The organism is Streptomyces sp. AC558_RSS880 (assembly GCF_019049255.1).
Taxonomy (GTDB): domain Bacteria; phylum Actinomycetota; class Actinomycetes; order Streptomycetales; family Streptomycetaceae; genus Streptomyces.
In genome coordinates, this window is sequence record NZ_JAGMUJ010000084.1 from 458,164 (window position 1) to 474,406 (window position 16,243).

16 protein-coding genes are annotated in these 16,243 nt (G+C 75.6%); 7 read left to right on the forward strand and 9 right to left on the reverse strand.

The annotated features are described in order from the left end of the window. Positions 1-39: 39 nt before the first annotated feature. The 6 genes from KUM38_RS26830 to KUM38_RS26855 form a co-directional block, all read right to left on the reverse strand. Positions 40-1,125: a serine hydrolase gene (locus tag KUM38_RS26830; protein WP_217132686.1), complete on the reverse strand. Its 1,086-nt coding sequence runs from the start codon at positions 1,123-1,125 to the stop codon at positions 40-42. Further along, positions 1,122-2,039 carry a hypothetical protein gene (locus KUM38_RS26835; protein WP_217132689.1) on the reverse strand — a complete coding sequence of 306 codons (918 nt, stop codon included), beginning with the start codon at positions 2,037-2,039 and terminating at the stop codon, positions 1,122-1,124. The genes KUM38_RS26830 and KUM38_RS26835 overlap by 4 nt, the downstream gene beginning before the upstream one ends. After that, positions 2,036-3,013 carry a hypothetical protein gene (locus KUM38_RS26840; protein ID WP_217132691.1) on the reverse strand — a complete coding sequence of 326 codons (978 nt, stop codon included), beginning with the start codon at positions 3,011-3,013 and terminating at the stop codon, positions 2,036-2,038. The genes KUM38_RS26835 and KUM38_RS26840 overlap by 4 nt, the downstream gene beginning before the upstream one ends. Next, a complete protein-coding gene (locus KUM38_RS26845; protein WP_217132693.1) occupies positions 3,010-3,705 on the reverse strand; it encodes a hypothetical protein in 696 nt (231 codons plus the stop codon). Before KUM38_RS26845 ends, KUM38_RS26840 begins: the two co-directional genes overlap by 4 nt. Positions 3,706-3,728: 23 nt before the next feature. Next, positions 3,729-3,917 (reverse strand): hypothetical protein, encoded by a 189-nt coding sequence (locus KUM38_RS26850; protein WP_217132694.1) that lies wholly within the window; start codon positions 3,915-3,917, stop codon positions 3,729-3,731. 124 nt (positions 3,918-4,041) lie between these two features. Beyond that, positions 4,042-5,295: a cytochrome P450 gene (locus tag KUM38_RS26855; RefSeq protein WP_217132696.1), complete on the reverse strand. Its 1,254-nt coding sequence runs from the start codon at positions 5,293-5,295 to the stop codon at positions 4,042-4,044. 193 nt (positions 5,296-5,488) lie between these two features. Between KUM38_RS26855 and KUM38_RS26860 the strand changes: the two genes are divergently transcribed. The 7 genes from KUM38_RS26860 (at position 5,489) to rfaE2 (ending at position 13,333) form a co-directional block, all read left to right on the forward strand. Beyond that, positions 5,489-5,998, forward strand: a complete 510-nt coding sequence (locus KUM38_RS26860; RefSeq protein WP_217132698.1) for a hypothetical protein — start codon at positions 5,489-5,491, stop codon at positions 5,996-5,998. Positions 5,999-6,172: 174 nt separating this feature from the next. Next, on the forward strand, positions 6,173-7,135 hold the full coding sequence (locus tag KUM38_RS26865) for an NAD-dependent epimerase/dehydratase family protein (RefSeq protein WP_217132700.1): 963 nt from the start codon (positions 6,173-6,175) through the stop codon (positions 7,133-7,135). A gap of 77 nt (positions 7,136-7,212) precedes the next feature. Continuing rightward, on the forward strand, positions 7,213-8,877 hold the full coding sequence (locus tag KUM38_RS26870; protein WP_217132701.1) for a carbamoyltransferase C-terminal domain-containing protein: 1,665 nt from the start codon (positions 7,213-7,215) through the stop codon (positions 8,875-8,877). After that, positions 8,874-9,938: a glycosyltransferase family 2 protein gene (locus KUM38_RS26875; protein WP_217132704.1), complete on the forward strand. Its 1,065-nt coding sequence runs from the start codon at positions 8,874-8,876 to the stop codon at positions 9,936-9,938. The genes KUM38_RS26870 and KUM38_RS26875 overlap by 4 nt, the downstream gene beginning before the upstream one ends. Before the next feature lie 25 nt (positions 9,939-9,963). After that, the gene (locus KUM38_RS26880; RefSeq protein ID WP_217132705.1) at positions 9,964-11,211 is read left to right on the forward strand and encodes a glycosyltransferase; all 1,248 of its coding nucleotides are present in this window, start codon (positions 9,964-9,966) and stop codon (positions 11,209-11,211) included. Between the two features lie 74 nt (positions 11,212-11,285). Continuing rightward, positions 11,286-11,912 (forward strand): SIS domain-containing protein, encoded by a 627-nt coding sequence (locus KUM38_RS26885; protein WP_217132707.1) that lies wholly within the window; start codon positions 11,286-11,288, stop codon positions 11,910-11,912. Beyond that, the gene (gene rfaE2, locus KUM38_RS26890; protein WP_217132709.1) at positions 11,909-13,333 is read left to right on the forward strand and encodes a D-glycero-beta-D-manno-heptose 1-phosphate adenylyltransferase; all 1,425 of its coding nucleotides are present in this window, start codon (positions 11,909-11,911) and stop codon (positions 13,331-13,333) included. Before KUM38_RS26885 ends, rfaE2 begins: the two co-directional genes overlap by 4 nt. Before the next feature lie 103 nt (positions 13,334-13,436). On the opposite strand, the gene KUM38_RS26895 is transcribed toward rfaE2, so the two are convergent. From KUM38_RS26895 to KUM38_RS26905, 3 genes are all read right to left on the reverse strand, one after another. Next, positions 13,437-14,732, reverse strand: a complete 1,296-nt coding sequence (locus KUM38_RS26895) for an MFS transporter (protein ID WP_217132711.1) — start codon at positions 14,730-14,732, stop codon at positions 13,437-13,439. A 301-nt stretch (positions 14,733-15,033) separates the two neighbouring features. Beyond that, positions 15,034-15,597, reverse strand: a complete 564-nt coding sequence (locus tag KUM38_RS26900) for a hemerythrin domain-containing protein (RefSeq protein ID WP_217132713.1) — start codon at positions 15,595-15,597, stop codon at positions 15,034-15,036. Between the two features lie 90 nt (positions 15,598-15,687). Continuing rightward, positions 15,688-16,221, reverse strand: a complete 534-nt coding sequence (locus KUM38_RS26905) for a DoxX family protein (protein ID WP_217132715.1) — start codon at positions 16,219-16,221, stop codon at positions 15,688-15,690. Positions 16,222-16,243: the final 22 nt, after the last annotated feature.

Here is a 16,243-nt window from a genome sequence, read left to right on the forward strand (position 1 = left end):
GCCCCGGGCCGCGCCGGCGCCGTTCGTGCGAGGGCGGCGTCACCCCTCCGCGAGCAGGGCGTACGCCGTGGCCTGGAACGGGTCGTGGGCGCGGAAGCGGCGGGTGCACACCGCGGCCAGGGCGGTCCCGGTGTCGGGCCGGAAGCCGAGGAAGGCCTGTTGGCCGAGGGTGGCCCCGGTGTGGAAGTACAGGGGGCCGCCGTCCGTCGGGTGCCGGAACCAGGCGGCGGTGTGCACGTGCCGGTGCCCGAGTCCGCGGCGGAGCACGGGCGTGCGCACGGCGCGCAGCGCGCCGGCGAGGCCGGGTGCGCGGGCCGGGTCGAGATGGGCCTCGAGGAAGGTGAGCAGGTCGTGCGGGGTGGCCCGGACGGCGCCGGCCGCCTGGAAGCCGCCCGCGTCGAAGGCCGGGACGGTCGTCCCGCCGTCCTTGCCGTGCCCGGTGGCGTCGGGCCCGTCGGCGTCCGCCCGCAGGGCCGTGTCGCCGAGGCCGAGGGGTTCGAGCAGCTGTCTTGTGATCAGGTCCGGCCACGGTGTGCCGGTGGCGGCGGCCAGGGCGTGGCCGAGCACGGCGACACCGAAGTTGGAGTAGTGCCAGCGGGTGCCGGGACGGTGCCGGGGCCGGTGGCGCAGGAAGGCGTCGACGACGCGCGCGTCGGGGTAGCGGGCGTAGGGGTTGCTGCGCCAGGCGGGCAGGGCCCGGACGTGGAAGCCGGCCGGGAGGCGGGGCAGTCCGGCGGTGTGGGTGATCAGGTGGACGAGCGTCGCCGGCGCCGGCCCGGCGGACCGGCCGCCGTCCAGCAGGGTGCGGGCCGGTTCACCGCCGGAGAGCCGGCCGCTGTCCGTCAGGCGGGCCAGCAGCAGTCCGGTGAACGTCTTGGTGGCCGAGCCGATCTCGTAGCGGAGGGTGTCGCGCGGGTGCTTTGGGGGCGGGGCGGTACCGCCGGTGCGTACGGTGCGACGGCCGTGCCGGGACACGGCGAAGACCGCGTCGGGCGCGTCGGCCGCGACGACGGCGTCGCCGAGTCGCTCGTACAGGCGCTCGTCGGCGCCGGGCTCCGCCCGGTGTGCGGGGGTCCCGCCGTCGGGCGGAAGGCCCGGCCAGGGCGTGCGGTACGTCGTCGTCATGAGGCGCGGGCCAGTTCGGTCAGGGCGCGGGAGGTGGCCAGGACGGAGGCGAAGGCGGCGACCAGCGTCGAGTGGTAGACGAGGTCGAACACCGCTTCCCCGTCGCCCTCGGGCATCGTCCGGACCGCGGGCATGGCGCCGTCCGGCTGCTGTGCGGCGGCGAAGGCCTTCCAGGCCGGCTCGTCCAGCGTGGGCCGGGGCAGACAGGCGTCGACCACCAGGAGTTCGCCGAGCAGGTCCCAGCGTTCGAGGTCCAGCCAGTCGTCGATCCAGGCCGGCAGCCAGGTGGTGAGGTAGTCGGCGATGTCCGGGGGCAGTCCGCCGGGGTTCTCTCCCCAGTCGGTCAGGTGGAACACGCAGTGGGTGATGTCGTAGGCGATGTGGCCCTCGACGGTCCAGGGTTCGGGGGTGCGGGCCAGCCAGGTGACGCGCAGGGCCTCGGACTCCGGGGGCCGGGGGGTGAGTCCGTAGCGGCGCTGGAACGCGGAGAGCGCGAGCCGCCGGGTCGGGGACGTCTCGAACGCCTGCCAGCTGACGAGGCGGTGGTCGAGCACGACGGCGCGTTCCAACTCGGGCTGGCTGTAACCGAGTTCCCGGAACGGCAGGTACACCTCGAACGGGATGGGGGAGAGCGGTTCGGTGCGCTGTCCGCGCACCAGCATGCGGCCGCCGTCCAGGGTGTCGCGCCAGACGTGGTCGATCAGCCGGCGGGCCAGTCCGGCCTGGCGGGAGCCTGCCACGCCCTCGCGGAACAGTACGGCGCAGATCAGGGCGAGTTCACCGACCGGTTTGAAGCGATCCAGGAACCCCGTCTCCGGGTCCGCGTCGGGTTCCAGCCGGAAGCCGTCGCGGTGGGCCCAGAGCCATTCCACGGCGCCGGCTCCGACGGCGTGGATCAGGCGGGTGTCGGTCATGCCGGCGCTCCTTGTCGGCCGTGCCGCGTTCCGGTGCCGGAGGGTGCGCCGGCCGGGCGCGCGGTGGTGAGTACGGCCGCGAAGGCGGCCAGGAGGGTGGAGTGGTAGTGGTGGGCGAAGTACCGCTCGGGGTCGGCGGCTTCGCCGTCCCCGTCGTCACGGCCCTCTTCCCGGATCGCGCCCGAGGGGTCCTGCGCCGCCCTCAGGCGCTGCCAGGCGTCCGGTGGGACGACGTCGTCGAGGGGGCGGCGGGGCAGGGTCGCGGCCACGGCCAGCAACTCGCTGCCCAGGTCCCACATCTCGGCGTCGAGACAGGTGTCCAGCCAGGCCGGCAGCCAGTCGGCCAGATAGCCGGCGAGGTCCGGCGGCAGCGCGCCGTCGGCGCGTCCCCAGTCGGTGAGGTGGAAGACGACGTGCGTGAGGGCGTATCCGGCGGCGCGCTCGAAGGTCCAGGGTTCGGGCAGTCCGCCGAGCCAGGTGCGCGGCAGCAGGGCCGGGGCCTGTCCCGGTCGGTGGATGCCGCAGCGTTCCTCGGCCTTCAGGACGCCGAGGCGCCGGGTCGGGTCCTGCTCGGTGAGCCGCCAGCCCCGGGTGCGGGCGACCACGGTGGCGGCCTCCTCGTAGGCGGGGTGGCGGTACCCGGCCGAGGCGAAGGCCGCGTACACCTCCAACGGGTAGGTGGCGAACGGCTCCAGCCGTTGCAGCAGCGCGAACAGTTCGCCGTCGCGCGTCTGCCGCCAGGCGAACTCCAGCAGCGCGCCCGCCCGGGCGTGCAGCGGGTCGGCGGGGGCGGTGCGGCGGATCACGGTCGCGCAGACCCTGGCCAGTTCGCCGAGCGGCTTCCAGGTGCCGTCGACCCGGCCGTCGGCCGCCAGCGCGTCCTCGCCGAGTGCGAAGCGGGCGTGGTGGGCGGTCACCCATGCGAGGGCGTCCTCGGCGACCCGCCGGACGTCCCGGGTGCCGGGCGCGGTCACCCGCGTGCTCCGGTCCGCATCAGCCGCGCCGCCTGCACCTGGAGCGCGACGTGCGGGTCCCGTTCCCCCATCAGCTCCACGAAGTCGAGGCCGGCTTCGAGGCCGAGGGTGTCCGGGACGCCGGGCAGCAGGGTCAGCCAGCGGCCGGCTCCGGCGGCCTGCCGCCAGTCCCGGCGGCGCACCGCCCGGACGAATCCGCGGGCGACGTCGACGGGGCGGCGCCCGGCGGCTCTTCTCACCGCGCAGTCCTCATCGGGCAGGGCGAGCGGGGCCAGTACGGCGAGTCGATGGGTGAGGGACTGCCAGTTCGCCTCGTCGAGCCAGTCGGTATCCGGCTCGTCCGGCGGTCCGGAGGAGAAGGAGGGGTCGATCCGCCGCAGGGTGCGTGCCATGCCCCAGTGGCTCCAGCGGACGGTCGGCACGGCGTCCGCGCGGGGCGGGTACGCCTCGACCGCCTTGCGGAAGACGGCCACTTCCGCCGGATCGGGGGGCGTGCCCAGCAGAAGGCCCGGCAGCATCGCGTCCGCGCCCAGGACCCGTACGGCGGCGAGCACGAGGTCTCCCGCTTCCCCGTCGGTCCCCGCAGGGAGGACCGTGCGGGTGTGGCCCCCGTCCCGAAGGGCGGAGACCACACCGGAAGCGAGGTCCTGCACCGCGGCCTGCAAACGGGTCGAAGCGCCTGACTGCTCCATGTCACTTGCTCCGGTCGGTCCGTTCAGCCCTTCTTCGGACGCGGGGTCGGCGGCGACAGCAGCAGCGCGCCTCCGCCGATGAACAGGGCCAGAGCGGCGCTCTGCCGGCTGTCGCGGTACACACCGTCGGTCTCGACCGGGTCGAGTGCCGCCTCGATGTCGGCGCTCTGGATTCCGGTGAGCTCCTCGGTGACCTTCTCGTCGGGACGCATGACACCATCTCCCTGAGATGTAGCGAGTACCTTCTCTCCCCAGACTCGCCCATATCGGACAAACTGCGCCACTTTTCTCAGGACTTACTTTCGTCACTTCTTCAACAGGCCGGGCGCCAGGGCTTCACGAGGAGGCGGCGGGCGGGCGCACGCCGGACAGGAGTACGCCGCTGTGCGGGCGGGTCGGGACCCGGTTCAGCGGGATCGTGAGATTCTGTTCCGGCACCGTGTACTCCATTCGGGCGAGCCGCACCGCGAGCGCCTCCAGCACGCCGACGGTGATGCCCTCACCGGGGCAGCGGTGGCCGGCGCCCGGGTCGCCGCCGCCCTGCGGGATCAGTTCGTCGCGCTCCACGGGCCGTTCGAGGAAGCGCTGCGGGCGGAAGGCGTACGGATCGCCCCACAGCGACTCGTCGTGGTTCTGGCCGTACACGTCGAGCACCACCAGCCCCCCGGCCGGGACCCACTCGCCCCGCCAGTACAGGTCCCGGGCGGCCAGGCCGCCGAGGAACGGCACGAACGGGTAGAAGCGGCGCACCTCGTGCGCGAACGCGGCGGCGAACGGGACGTCCCCGTCCGCGAGGGGCGCGCGGTGCTCGGGCCACTTGTGCAGGGCGTGCGCGGTGAAGGCGACGAACCAGGCGACGGCGGTCGTCGGACGGACGACGTTGAGCAGTTCCACCGCGGCCGTCTTCTCGTCGAGCGGCTCGCCGTCCGCGTCGCGGTGCCGGCACACCAGGTCGAGGACCGAGTCCGCGGGGGCGGTGACCGCGCCGGACCGCACGTCCCGCACCAGCCGGCCCAGCCGGTCCTCCTGCCGGGCGCGGGCGCGCCGGGCCCGCAGGTGGCGCGGTCCGGCGGTGGCGAAACCGTCGACCATGGCGATCATGTCGCGGGCCGTCGCCTCGGCGTCGGCGTCGTCCAGCGGTATGCCGGCCCACCGGTGGACCCCGGTGGCGAGCACCGTGCTCGCCTCGTCGAACAGCACGACGGAGCCGCGCCGGCCCCACGCGGGGACGGCCTCGTCCCAGGCGGCGGTGGTGTGGTCGACGAGGCCGGCGATCCGGCCCGGGGCGAGCAGCGGCAGGAACAGGGACTTGCGGGCGCGGTGGGCGACGCCGTCGAGGGTGTGCACCGCCTCGTGGCCGAACAGGGTGGCGAGCACGGGTTCGGGTATGGCGCGGTGCCGGTGCACGTTCCGCTCGTCGTAGAAGAACCGCACCGCTTCGGGGCCGCGCAGGGCGAGTGCGGGCCGGCCCAGGATCCGGGTGCGGACCACGGGACCGGGGGTGTCGCGCATCCGGTTGGGCAGCCAGGCGTAGCCCTCGGCCAGCAGCGGCAGGGTGCGGTCGATCATGGGGCGGCTGAGTACGTCCATGACTGCCGGGTGCCCCGGGGGATGCCGCGACACTCCGACCGGGGCCGGGACCACCCGTTCGGATGTGGCCGAGACCACGTGCGGATGTGGCCGAGACCACGTGCCGAAGGAGGTCGGGGTCACATCGGGGCCGGGGGCCGGCGGCTAGCGTTCCGTGCGGTTCCCTCACCCCAGCAGCTCGGACGGCCCGGCAGTGCAAGCAGATCTCTCCCCGGTCATCGCGGCGACCGCGCAGTGGCTGACCCGTTCCTTTCCCGCGCCCGGCGGGGCGCTCGCGGCCGCCCTGTGCGAGGTGCAGGCGCGGCAGGCGGTGACCGTCGCCGCGCGGCTGCGGTATCCGACGGAGATGGACGTCGCCCTGGTCGGGCTGGCGGGGCCGGGGGGTTCGGCGCGGCTCGACTGGGTGACCGGGGCGGACGCGGCGGGCTCGGACGAGGGGGAGGCCTGGCGTACGTGGGTCGACGAGGTGGTGGCGAGTTGGGCGGCGTGTCTGCTCGCCGACCTCGCGTTGTCCGGTCTCGCGGTGACCGCGCTCACGGGGGGTGCCGCGCCTGCCGAGTTCCGTCGGCTGGTGGCGCCCGATGAGGCGGATCGCCGGGCGGCGGCGTTGCTGCGTCATCCGGATCTGCTGCTTCCGGTGGCGGGCCTCCACCGTTCGACGCTGCTGAGCCGGCTGGATCCGGACGTCACCCTGGTGGGCTGACTTCCGCGTCGGGCCCTGGGTGGGCTCGCCGGGGGGGTGGTCGCGCAACCCGGCGCTTGCGGGGTGCCTCCCCCGGAGGGGGTGTCCGCGGAGGGCGGGGGTCACGTGGTGTCATTCACTGGAATGCAGTAGGCGGCCGTGCCGGGGGTGGGGGACGGGTTCAGGCTGGGCGGCATGAGCACCGTCATATCGCGGAAGTGGGAGCACGCCGTCGTCACCGGTGGCGCGGGATTCGTCGGCTCCCATCTGTGTGCCGCCCTGCTCGACGCGGGCGCCGCCGTCACGTGCGTGGACGACCTCAGCACCGGCCGGCCGGAGAACATCGCCCCGCTGCTCGAGCGGCCCGGGTTCACGCTCGTACGGGCCGACGTGGCCGAGGAGTTGCCCGTCGAGCGGCCGCCCGACCTGGTGCTGCACTTCGCCTCCCCCGCCTCCCCGGCGGACTATCTGCGGCTGCCGCTGCACACCATGGAGACGGGCAGTCTCGGCACCCGCAACGCCCTGAGGCTCGCCCAGGACGCCGAGGCCCGCTTCGTCCTCGCCTCCACCTCGGAGGTCTACGGCGACCCGCAGCAGAATCCGCAGGACGAGCGGTACTGGGGCCACGTCAACCCGGTCGGCCCGCGCAGTGTCTACGACGAGGCCAAGCGCTTCGGCGAGGCGCTGACCACCGCCTACGCGGAGACCCACGGCACGAACACCTGCATCGTGCGGCTGTTCAACACCTACGGCCCGCGGATGCGCGGCCACGACGGCCGCGCCGTGCCGACCTTCGTCCGGCAGGCCCTGGCCGGCGAACCCCTCACCGTGACCGGTGACGGCCTGCAGACCCGCTCGCTGTGCTACGTCGACGACACGGTGGCCGGCGTCCTCGCGGCGGCCGGCCACGGCATGCGCGGCCCCGTCAACATCGGCAACCCCGGTGAGATCACCATGCTCGCCCTGGCCCGTCTCGTCGTCGCACTCGCCGGTTCCCGTTCGGAGATCCGCTACATCGACCGTCCGGTGGACGACCCGGCCGTGCGCTGCCCGGACATCACGCTGGCCCGCGACAAGCTCGGCTGGGAGCCCCTGGTCGGCGCCGAGGAGGGGCTGCGCCGCACGATCGACTGGTTCCGCGCCGAAGCACGCCGCTGAGCGCGGCCGTCCCCGCCGGCCCGGGACACCGCGGCCCCACCACCCGGCCGCCCGATCCGTGAAAGGCCCGTCCGCCCATGCGCATCCTCGGTATCAACGCCCTCTTCCACGACCCCGCGGCCGCCCTGGTGATCGACGGGCGGACCGTCGCCGCCGCGGAGGAGGAGAGGTTCTCCCGGCGCAAGCACGGCAAGCGCCCGCTGCCGTTCTCCGCCTGGGAGCTGCCCGAGCGGGCCGCCGCCTGGTGTCTGCAGCGGGCCGGGCTGCGCCCGGAGGACCTCGACGCGGTCGCCTACTCCTTCGACCCGGCGCTGGCCCGCCCCGCCGACGCCATGGGCCTGGACGACCCGTGGGACCACCTGCGGCTCACCTACGCGCGGGAGGCCCCCGGCTTCCTGCGGACCGCGCTGCCCGGACTCGACCCCGGCCTCGTCCGCTTCGTACCGCACCACATGGCGCACGCCGCCTCCGGCGCCTTCGCCGCACCGGACGCCGGGGACTGCTCCGTCCTCGTGCTGGACGGCCGCGGCGAACGCGCCTCCCACCTCGCCGCCCGCCGTGTCGGTGACCGGCTCGAACCGCTGCGCGCACAGGACCTCCCCCACTCGCTCGGCCTCGTCTACGAGGAACTCACCGAGCACCTCGGCTTCCTGCGCTCCTCCGACGAGTTCAAGGTGATGGCCCTCGCCTCCCACGGCACCCCGCGCATGCTCCCCGAACTGCGCCGGTACGTGTATCCGACCGGCGACGGCGGCTTCCACGCCACCGGCGTGCCCTGGCACGACCTGTGCGCGCCGCGCGGCCCGGACGAACCGTGGACCCGGGACCACGCCGATGCCGCCGCGAGCGCGCAGGCGGTCCTGGAGGAGACCCTGCTGGACCTGGTGCGCTGGCTGCACGGCCGTACCCACGACTCCGTGCTCACCCTCGCCGGGGGCGTCGCCCTGAACTGCGTCGCCAACTCCCGCATCGCCCGTGAGGGTCCGTTCTCCCGGGTGTGGGCGCAGCCCGCGGCCGGGGACGCGGGGACCGCGCTCGGCGGCGCCCTGCTGCTGTCCGCCGGCGCCGGTGACGGGCCCGAGCCCATGACCGGCGCCGACCTCGGCCGGGACTGGTCCGACGCGGAGCTGGGGGCGTGGCTGAAGACGGCCGCCGTACCCTTCGAACGGCCGGCGGACATCGCCGCCACCGTGGCCCGGGCGCTTGCGGACAACGGCATCGTCGCCTGGTTCCAGGGGCGCGCCGAATACGGCCCCCGGGCGCTCGGCCACCGCTCGCTGCTGGCCCACCCCGGGCACGCGGGCAATCTGGAGCGGCTCAACGACGTCAAGGGGCGTGAGCAGTTCCGGCCGGTCGCGCCGATGGTGCTCGCCGACCGGGCCGCCGGGATCTTCGACGGCCCGCTGCCCAGCCCGTACATGCTGTTCGTGCACGACGTGGCGCCCGCCTGGCGGGACCGCATCCCGGCCGTGGTGCACGTCGACGGCACCGCCCGCATCCAGACGGTCGATCCGGCGCGCGAGCCCCTGGTGGCGCGGATGTTGGGCGAGTTCGAGCGGCTGACCGGGCTGCCCGTGGTCGTCAACACCAGCCTCAACACGGCGGGCCGGCCGATGGTGGACGACCCGCGCGACGCCCTGGAGTGCTTCGGCTCCTCCCCCGTCGACCTCCTGGCCATCGGCCCGTACGCGGTCCGGCGCGGCGATCTGTTCCGCTCCGACGACGGCGAGGTCTCCCGGTGACCGGGCCGGCCGCCCCGGACGGGGAGTACGCGGTGGTGGTGCCGACGCTCGGCCGGCCCTGCCTCGGCAGGTGCCTGCGGGCGCTGGCCGAGGCGGACGGGCCCGGCCCGGTACGGGTCGTGGTGGTCGACGACCGCCCGGATGCGGCCGGTGCGCCGCTGACCGCCGCCGTTCCGCCGTCGCTGCGCTCGCGCACCCTCGTCGTGCCCGGCGGGGCGCGGGGTCCGGCCGCCGCCCGCAACACCGGGTGGCGGGCCGCCGGGGACGCGCCGTGGATCGTCTTCCTCGACGACGACGTGGTGCCCGGCCCCACCTGGGCCGACGACCTCGCGCTCGATCTCGCCGGGGCGAGCGTCGCGACCGCCGGGATCGCCGCCCGGATCGAGGTGCCCCTGCCGCCGGACCGGCCGCCCACCGACTGGGAGCGGAGCACCGCCGGGCTCGCCCGGGCCCGCTGGATCACCGCCGACATGGCGTACCGCCGCCGGGCGCTGGAGGCCGTCGGCGGCTTCGACGAACGGTTCCGCAGGGCCTTCCGGGAGGACGCGGACCTGGCGCTGCGGGTGCTCGACGCCGGCTGGACGCTGTCCGAGGGCCGCCGCACCACCACCCATCCGGTACGGCCCGCCGGGCGCTGGATCTCCGTACGGCTCCAGGCGGGCAACGCCGACGACGTGCTGATGACCCGGCTGCACGGGCGCGGCTGGTGGCGGCGGGCGCAGGCACCGCGGGGCCGTCTGCCCGCGCATCTGGCGCTGACCGCGGCGGGCCTGGCGGCAGCGGGCTGTCTGCTGTCCGGCCGGCCGCGTACGGCGGTGGCGTGTGCCGTCGGGTGGCTGGCGGGAACCGCCGAATTCGCCCTCGCCCGGATCCTGCCGGGTCCGCGCACCCGCGAGGAGATCGTCACCATGTCCCTCACCAGCGTGTTCGTCCCGCCCGCCGCGGCCTGGCACTGGCTGCGCGGCCATGCCCTGCACCGCGCGGCACCACCCCACCCGCACCGGGCCGGGAGCCCCGCGCCCGCGCACCCCCCGTCGGCCGGCGAACGGCTCCCCTCTTGACGTCTCTCCCCACGGAGGTGCGCCCATGACCCCCGCTTCCGGCCCGCTCGCCCCGGGCGTGCTGTCCATCGCCCTGGTCTCGGAGCACGCGAGCCCGCTCGCCACCCTCGGCGGGGTGGACGCCGGCGGGCAGAACGTCCATGTCGCCGCCCTGGCCGGGGCGCTCGCCGACCGCGGTCACCGCGTCACCGTGCACACCCGCCGCGACGCGCCCGGCCTGCCCGACCGGGTGACGCTGCGCGAGGGTGTCGAGGTGCACCACGTCCCGGCGGGCCCCGCCGAGCCGGTCCCCAAGGACCGGCTGCTGCCGTACATGGGCGAGTTCGGGCGCCTGCTGGCCCGGGCGTGGCGGGCGCGCCCCCCGGACGTGGCGCACTCGCACTACTGGATGTCGGGGCTGGCCTCGCTGGGGGCGGCCCGGGAGCTGGGGCTGCCCCTGCTGCACACGTACCACGCGCTGGGCACGGTGAAGCGCCGGCACCAGCGGCTCGCCGACACCAGTCCGCCGGAACGGATCGGCTGCGAGATCGAGGTGGGGCTGGGCTGCGACCGGGTCGTCGCCACCTGCCGGGACGAGGTCGCCGAGCTGATCCGGATGGGTGTGCCGGCGCACCGGATCGGCGTCGTGCCGTGCGGCGTCGACACGGACCGGTTCACGCCGGTGGGCCCGGTCGCGCCGCGCGGCCCGTTCCGGTACCGGCTGGTGCAGCTCGGGCGGCTGGTGCCGCGCAAGGGCGCCGCGGTGTCGCTGGCCGCGCTGGCCCGGCTGCCCGGCACCGAGCTGCTGGTGGTCGGCGGTCCCCCCGCGGACCGCCTCGACGACGACCCGGAGGTGCGCCGGCTGCGCGGCGTCGCGCGGGACGCCGGGGTCGCCGACCGGGTCCGGTTCACCGGCGGGGTGGACGCCGGGCGGGTGCCGGCGCTGCTGCGCTCCGCCGACGTGGTGCTGTGCCCCGCCGACTACGAGCCCTTCGGGATCGTCCCGCTGGAGGCCATGGCCTGCGGCCGTCCGGTGGTGGCCACCGCGGTCGGCGGTCAGCTCGACACGGTCGCCGATCCCGGCACCGGCCGGCTGGTGCCGCCCGGCGACCCCGAGGCACTGGCCCGGGCCGTGGCCGGCCTGCTCGCCGATCCGGCGGCCCGTCGGGTCTGCGGGGCGGCCGGCCGCCGCCGGGTGCTCAGCCGCTACGGCTGGCCGCTGATCGCCGCGGCCACCGAGGAGGCGTACTGCGAGGTCCTCGACGCCGAGCCCGCCGCGACCGGAACCGGCTGACCCGCCGGTGCCCGACCCTGGAAGGAGGTGCGGGTCCCGCCGTCGTCCCCCCGAGGCGGCACGCCCGGAACACCATGACCGAACACCCCGCGCTCGACGCCGCCCAACTGCACTGCCGGTCGCTCCAGGAGGCCCTCGACGGCTTCCGCCGGAGCGGCCTGCCCCGGATCGCCGACTGGGGCGGGCGCCTCGCCGCCGTCCTCACCGACGGCGGACGGCTGCTGGCCGCCGGCAACGGCGGCAGCGCCGCCCAGGCCCAGCACCTGACCGCCGAGCTGGTCGGCCGTTACCGCCGGGAGCGGCGCGCCTACTCGGCGCTCGCCCTGCACGCGGAGACCTCCAGCGTCACCGCCATCGGCAACGACTACGGCTTCGACCACGTCTACGCCCGCCAGGTGACCGCACACGGGCGCCCCGGCGACGTGCTGATGCTGCTGTCCACCTCGGGACGCAGCGCCAATCTGATCGCGGCGGCGGTGACGGCCCGGCGGGCCGGGCTGCGGGTCTGGGCGCTCACCGGGCCCGGCCCGAACCCGCTGGCGGAGGCCGCGGACGAGGCGCTGTGCGTGGCGGCGGGCAGCACCGCGACCGTCCAGGAGACGCATCTGGTCGCCGTGCACCTGCTCTGCGAGTGTTTCGACGCCGCCGTGGCCGCGCCGCTCGCTCGGAGTGCGGCGACCGTCCCCGGGAGGATGTCATGACCGGCCCGAAGCCGCTGGTGGTGGTGGGGGACGTCCTGCTCGACGAGGACATCGAGGGGGTCGCGACCCGGCTGGCCCCGGACGCGCCCGCCCCGGTCGTCGACGTCACCGGTGACCGCCGGCATCCGGGCGGGGCCGGGCTGGCCGCCGCGCTCGCGGCCCGCGGCGGCCGGGACGTGGTGCTGGTGACCGCGCTCGGCGACGACCCGGCCAGCGAGGCCGTGCGCCGGGAGCTCGGCGGCCGGGTCCGGCTGCTGGAGCTGCCGCTGCACGGCACGCTGCCGGTGAAGACGCGGGTGCTGGCGGGCGGGCGGCCCGTGGTGCGCATCGACCGGGGCGGCGGGACGCCGGGCGAGCCGGACGAGGCGGTGCGCGAGGCGCTCGCGGGCGCGCACGCCGTCCTCGTCGCGGACTACGGACGGCACACCGCGGGGGCCGTGCGTCCGCATCTGGCGGACGCGGCCCGGCGCACCCCCCTGGTGTGGGACCCGCATCCCAAGGGCGACCCGCCGGTACCGGGGGCGCGCCTCGTCACGCCCAACGCGGCGGAGGCGGTCGCCCTGTGCGCGGGTGCGCCGGGGGCGCCGGGGGTGTCCGGCGTGTCGCTGGGCGCCTTCGCCGCGCGCGGGACGGAACTGGCGGAGCGCTGGCGGGCGGCGGGGGTCGCGGTGACGCTCGGGGACCGCGGGGTGCTGCTGACCCGGCCCGGCGGGGGTACGCCGATGCTGATCCCGGCGCCGTTCCGGGCGGACGGGGATCCGTGCGGCGCAGGTGACTGCTTCGCGGCGACGACGGTCGCGGCGCTGGCCGACGGGCTGCTGCCGGAGGAGGCGCTGCAGCGGGCGGTCGCCGAGGCGGCGGCGTTCGTCGCGGCGGGCGGGGCGGGGAACCCGGAGCTGTGGCACGCGCCGGCCGTGCCCGGTCCCGCGCACGATCCGGCCGCCGACGCGTTCGAGCTGGCGGAGGGGGTGCGGGCGCGCGGAGGGACGGTGGTCGCCACGGGGGGCTGCTTCGATCTGGTGCACGCGGGACACGTCGGGCTGCTGGAGAGCGCGCGGCGGGTCGGTGACTGTCTGATCGTGTGCCTGAACTCCGATGCGTCGGTCACGCGGCGGAAGGGGGCGGGGCGGCCGCTGACGCCGGTGGCGGACCGGGCGAGGGTGCTGGCGGCGCTGGGGAGCGTGGACGCGGTGGTGGTCTTCGAGGAGGACACGCCCGAGGCGGTGCTGGGGCGGTTGCGGCCCGATGTGTGGGTGAAGGGCGGGGACTACTCCGTGCAGGAGCTGCCGGAGGCAGAGGTGTTGCGTTCCTGGGGCGGGCAGGCGGTGGTGCTGCCGTATCTGGACGGGCGGTCCACGACCGCGCTGGCCCGGCGGGCGGCTGAGGCGGCGGCGGTGGCCCTTCGGGCGCCGGACGGGTGAGCGGGGGTGGGGCGGGGAGGTTCTTCGCCCCCGCCGCCCCTTCCCGTCCCGACCTGGGGCTCTGCCCCGGACCCCGCTCCTCAAACGCCGGAGGGGCTGGTTGTCACGCCGCTGTTTCCAGGGTGGCCCGGCGGAGAATCACCGGGGCCTGAGTGCGGCGGGTGTGGAGGAGGTGGCCTGCCGCGATCGACGCGGCGATGATCAGACCGCCGGTGATCAGGGCGCCGCGCGGGCCGGCCAGTTCCATGAGGAGGCCCAGGGCGGGCGGGCCGCCCAGGCTCCACACGGTGCCGATGCTTCCCCAGACGCCGAGCACGCGTCCACGCAGGTGGGCGGGCGGGTCGGTCTGCAGGACGGCCGTTCCGGCGGTGTCGGAGACGGACTCGACGACGGCCATGGGCAGCACCAGCACCAGCAGCACGGCCAGCGACGGTGACATCCCCGCCACCACCTGCAGCAGCGCGCCCGTCGCCGCGAGGGCGCCGACCAGCCGCACGGACGGCCGGCGCAGCCGTGCGCCGAGCACCGCGCCGAGGATGCCGCCGACCGCGAGGACGGTGGACACCGTGCCGAACGCCCCGGCTCCGCCCGCGAGCGGTCCGGTGACCAGGACGGCGAGCGTGAGCCCGTAGTTGCGGCCGAAGACCGCGCTGACGCCGGTCACCCCGGCGAGCGCGAGCAGCCGCGGGCGGCGGGCGAAGAAGGCGATCCCCTCGCGGACGGTCATGGCGGGCTGCGGGCGCTTGCTCTTCCCGCCCTTCTCGACGACGTGCCGGACCGCCCCTGCCGCCGGGCGCAGGAACGGGATGACCGCGGTCACGAAGAGGAAGGAGAACCCGTTGGCGAAGTAGGCGGCGGCCGTGCCGAGGAACCCGACCGTCACCCCGGCGAGCGCGGCGCCCGCGAGCCGGCCCGCGTTGAACACCAGCGCGCCCACGCCGATGGCGGAGGGCACGTCCTCGGCGGGGACGAGGTCGTTGCCCAGCAGGGCGCACGCCGGGTTGTCGACGGTGGCGACGACGCCGGTGACGGCGGCCAGCACCATCAGGGACGTCATGTCGAGCCGGTCCAGCGCCACCAGGGTGGCCGTGGTGAACGCGATCACGGCCAGCAGCGCCTGGCTGACGGCGGCCGTCAGCTTCCGCGGCCAGCGGTCGACCGCCGCGCCGCCGAGGACGCTCATGAGCAGGGCCGGGGCGGCCTGCACGGACATGGACAGACCCGTGGCGGCGGCGGACCCGGTGATCTGGAGGACCAGCAGGTTCTGCACCGTGAGCTGCATCCACGTACCGGCGTTGGACACGAAGTTCGCGACGGACCACCAACGCATGCTGCGGTGCCGCAGGGAGCGCCAGGGCGAGCGGGACTCGGGCTGGGCAGGGGTGGGCGGGGAAGACACAGGGGCGCCACTCGGGAGGACGAGTCGAAGGACTCAGCGGAGGGGGCGCGGGAAGCGGAACGCCGGCTGCGCTGCGCGGCGGCTCCCGTCACCCGGACAGGGCGCGGCCCATCGTGGCAGAAGGGACCGCCGAGTCGTTTCCGAGCGGCCGGGGATCATGGGGATGCGGGCGTCAAAAGGGCGGTGACGCGGGGGACTTGGGGTGTGAGTGTGGTTGCTCACAGCGGCCGGGGACGGGCATGGGGTGGGGCCCGTCACCGTGGTGACGGGCCCCACCCCATGCCCCTTCCGCGCCCCCGCGTCAGCCGAGCTTTCCGCGTCCGCTCAGCGCGTCCCGGACCCGGTCCACCATCCCGGCGCCCGGTGCCAGCAGCTTGTTCGCCGGGGGCTTGTCCGGGGCGGCCGGGTGCGGCCGGGTCGGGGCCGTCTTCTTCGCCTGCCGGACCTTGTCGCCGAGCCGGTCGAGCTGCTCCGGGGAGCAGGCGGCGCGCAGCATCGGGAACAGGTTCTGCTCCTCGTCGGCGATGTGCTCCCGGATCTCGCTCATCAGCATGCCGATGAGCCGGTCGAACTCGGCGTCGCCCGCGTCGCAGCCCTCCAGGTCCTTCATCGTCCGCTCGGCCGTGGCGTGGTCCTCGAGCTCACGATCGGCCAGCGCGTCCCCGTTCTCCACGTGCTCCCGCACGGCCGGGTAGAGGTACGCCTCCTCGGCCACCGAGTGCCGGATCAGCTCGATGGTGACCTGGTCGGCGTACGTCTTGCGGTCCTTGTGGCCCGGCGGCAGTTCCTCGATCTTGCCGAAGAGTTCCTCGACCTCCCGGTGATCGGTCACCAGTTCGTCGATGACGTTGCCTCCGTGTCCCATGTCCTTCACCTCCGGTTCGTGGTGGCACCCGGCCGGGGCCACCCGCCCACGAGTCCCCCCGCCTCCGGGGAGCTAACGCGGTCCGGCGGGTCAGCAGGACAGCTTGGCCCGGACCCGGCCGGCCGCCGCGGCGGGTCCGGCCCCGGCCCGGACGGACCGGCGTACGAGGTGGGCGTCGCGGCGCAGATCATGGGCGGCGTGCCGGCTCCGCCAGAGCAGCGAGGGGGCCGCGCCGGTGTCGTCGGCGGCGATCAGCAGGCCGCCGAGCATGGACAGGTTCTTCAGGAAGTGGATGCGCTGCTGCATGCGCTGACCGGGGTCCTCCTCCTCCCAGAAGCGGTGGGCGGCCAGCGTCGTGGGCACGAGCGTGGCGGCGACCGCGAGCGCGGCCGGGCGGGACAGACGTCCGGTGGCCAGCAGCAGCCCGCCCACGACCTGGACGGCGCCGCTGAGGCGCACGGCGTCCTCGGTGCGGTCCGGCAGCACCGCGACGCGGTCGGTGAGGGGCTTCACGACGGACTCGGCGATCGGGGCGACGTTCTGGGGGTTGCGGACGGAATCCAGTCCGCCCGCGACGAACATCGACGCCAGCATCGGCCGGCCGAGGACGCGCAACAGACTCATGCCTTCTCCTGGAGATGTGGGT